The 2,293-nt window shown below is 73.9% G+C and carries 1 protein-coding gene and 1 pseudogene; both read right to left on the minus strand.

Annotated elements, in window-relative coordinates:
* Positions 1 to 467 precede the first annotated feature (467 nt).
* Positions 468 to 1,610 (minus strand): annotated as a pseudogene (locus DQW85_RS10365) (AAA family ATPase); the annotation flags it as partial.
* 51 nt (positions 1,611 to 1,661) lie between these two features.
* Positions 1,662 to 2,293: adenylate/guanylate cyclase domain-containing protein (locus DQW85_RS10370; protein ID WP_162794878.1), on the minus strand; the 632-nt coding region annotated here is incomplete at its 5' end.

Below are 2,293 nucleotides of genomic sequence, written 5' to 3' on the forward strand. Positions count from 1 at the left end.
CCCGCGCCTCAGGGGCGGTGGGCGGCCCCGCGCCTCAGGGGCGGTGGGCGGCCCCGCGCCTCAGGGGCGGTGGGCAGCCCCGCGCCTCAGGGGCGGCCGAATCCGATGCCGCCGGTGGTCGGGTACGCGCGGTCCGTCACGGCTGCCGGTGAGGGCGCCAGGTCGAGGTCGGCCTCGTCAGTCTCGTGGACCTGCTCCCCGGAGCCGAGCAGTGCCCTGGTCAGCGCCTCCCGCTCGTCGAGCATCTCGTCCAGCGCCCGCCCGAGGTGGTCCTCGGTGATCGCGGTGATCGGCCCGGTGCCGCCGCCGGGCGCGGAGCCGATCGGCTCCGCGTCGCGGAGCGCGGTGAGCACCGCCCGGCGCAGCAGCTCCTTGAAGAACGACGCGGTCGCGCCCTCGGTCCTGGCCACGATCGGCTCGAGGTCGGCCTCCAGCCGCATGTCGCGGGCGTACAGGCGGAGCAGGGCGGCGCGTCCGGCCGCGTCCGGCTTGGGGATGCGCACGGCCAGGTCCACCCGCCCCGGGCGGTCGGCCAGCGCCCGCTCCAGCACGTCGGCGCGGTTGGTGGTGAGCACGAACGTGACGTCGGCGTCGGCTCCCACCCCGTCCATCGCGTCGAGCAGCGCGAACAGCAGCGGGTTGCCGTCGTCGGTGTAGGAGCGGTCGCGGGCGACCAGGTCGACGTCCTCCAGGATGAGGATCGCCGGCTGCAGCCGCCTCGCCAGGCCCGCCGCCTGGGTGACGTATCTGATCGCCGAGCCGGTCATCACGATCACGGTGCAGTCGCGCATCCGGCCCATCAGGTAGCGGACGGTGTGGGTCTTGCCGGTGCCGGGCGGACCGTGGAGCAGCAGGCCGCGCTTGAGGTGCTGGCCGAGCTCCCGCAGCCGTACGGCCCGCTCGCCGATCCCCACGATGTGCCGCTCGACCGTGGTGAGCAGGCCGTCCGGCAGGATCACCTGGTCGGCCCGCACGTCCGGACGGGGCAGGAACGTCACCAGCTCGTTGCCGCGGTGCTCGCTCCACGCGAACGACAGGATCTGCCCGCGGTAGATGTCGTGCTTGCGCATGCGGCGTTCGATCTCGTCGCGCGTGCGGGTGGCGATCGACCGGTCGCCCGCCAGCACCACGATCTGGCACCCCGGATCCCCGTGGGCCTGCGACGCGCGCAGCCCGATCACCACCGGCGCCCCGTCGGGAGAGCGAGCCAGGCTGAGGCCGAGCGAGACGACCTCGGTGGTCTCGTCGGGCCCGATCGCCGCCGTGGCGTAGTCGACCGCGCCCGGCTCGTACCTCTCCCAGCCGCGGGCGGCGCCGGCCAGCATGTTGACGATGTCCTCGTGCTCGCGGCCGTGCCCGGCGATGCCGAACCACTGGGCCCCCGGGCTCTGCGCCTCCAGGTACGCGTCCACGCCGCGCTGGAGGTTGACGTGCTCCCAGGCGGGGAAGCTCGCCACCACGTTGATGATGTTCTTGAGCTCGCAACCGAGGTGCCCCGTGACCCGCGCCACGAGCTCTGGTGTCTCCTTGGCCTCGTTGACCGTCTGGTGCGCGTCCTCTAACAGCTCTCGCAGGGCCAGCGCCAGCCCCCTGGCGTCGATGAGATCCATGACGCCCCACCCTGGCACATCCCGTCCGGGCGGTGCGTCTGATTTATCCGCTCAGGCGCGGCCCGCGCGGGTGATCGTGAACGGGGCCAGCTCGCCGAGTCCGCGGACCGACAGGCGGTTGACCGGGCGCAGCTCGAACGCCCGGTCGCCCTCCAGCTCCTCGGCCGTCTCCGGGTCGGCGAGGATCGTGCCCGGCCGGGCGAGCGCGGTCAGGCGGCTGGCCAGGTTGACCGTGGTGCCGAACACGTCGCCCATCCGCCAGATCACCGGCCCGGCGGCCAGGCCCACGCGCAGTTGCGGCATGTTCTTCACCTTGGCGTGCGCCTCGATGAGCCGCAGCCCGATCTCGGCCGTCTCGTGGGCCCTGCCGGAGACGAACAGCACCGAGTCGCCGAGCGTCTTGACCACCCGCCCGCCGGAGGAGGTGACCACGTCGGCGGAGCACCCCTCGAAGTGGTCCACCAGCGCGGCCAGCTCCCGCTCGGTGATCTGCCTGCTCAGCCGGGTGAACCCGACCAGGTCGGCGAAGCCCACGCCCAGCCGCACCGCGCTGCGGTCCTGGTCGACCATGCGCCCGGCCGCCGCGGCGAGCTGCCGCTGCCAGGAGTAGACGAGCAGCCGCGCCAGGTCGGGCACGACCCGGTCGGCCCGCCTGCGCCACGCCCTGGGCCGCTCGCCCAGCG

It is taken from the genome of Nonomuraea lactucae (genome assembly GCF_003313395.1).
GTDB classification, from domain to species: Bacteria; Actinomycetota; Actinomycetes; order Streptosporangiales; family Streptosporangiaceae; genus Nonomuraea; species Nonomuraea lactucae.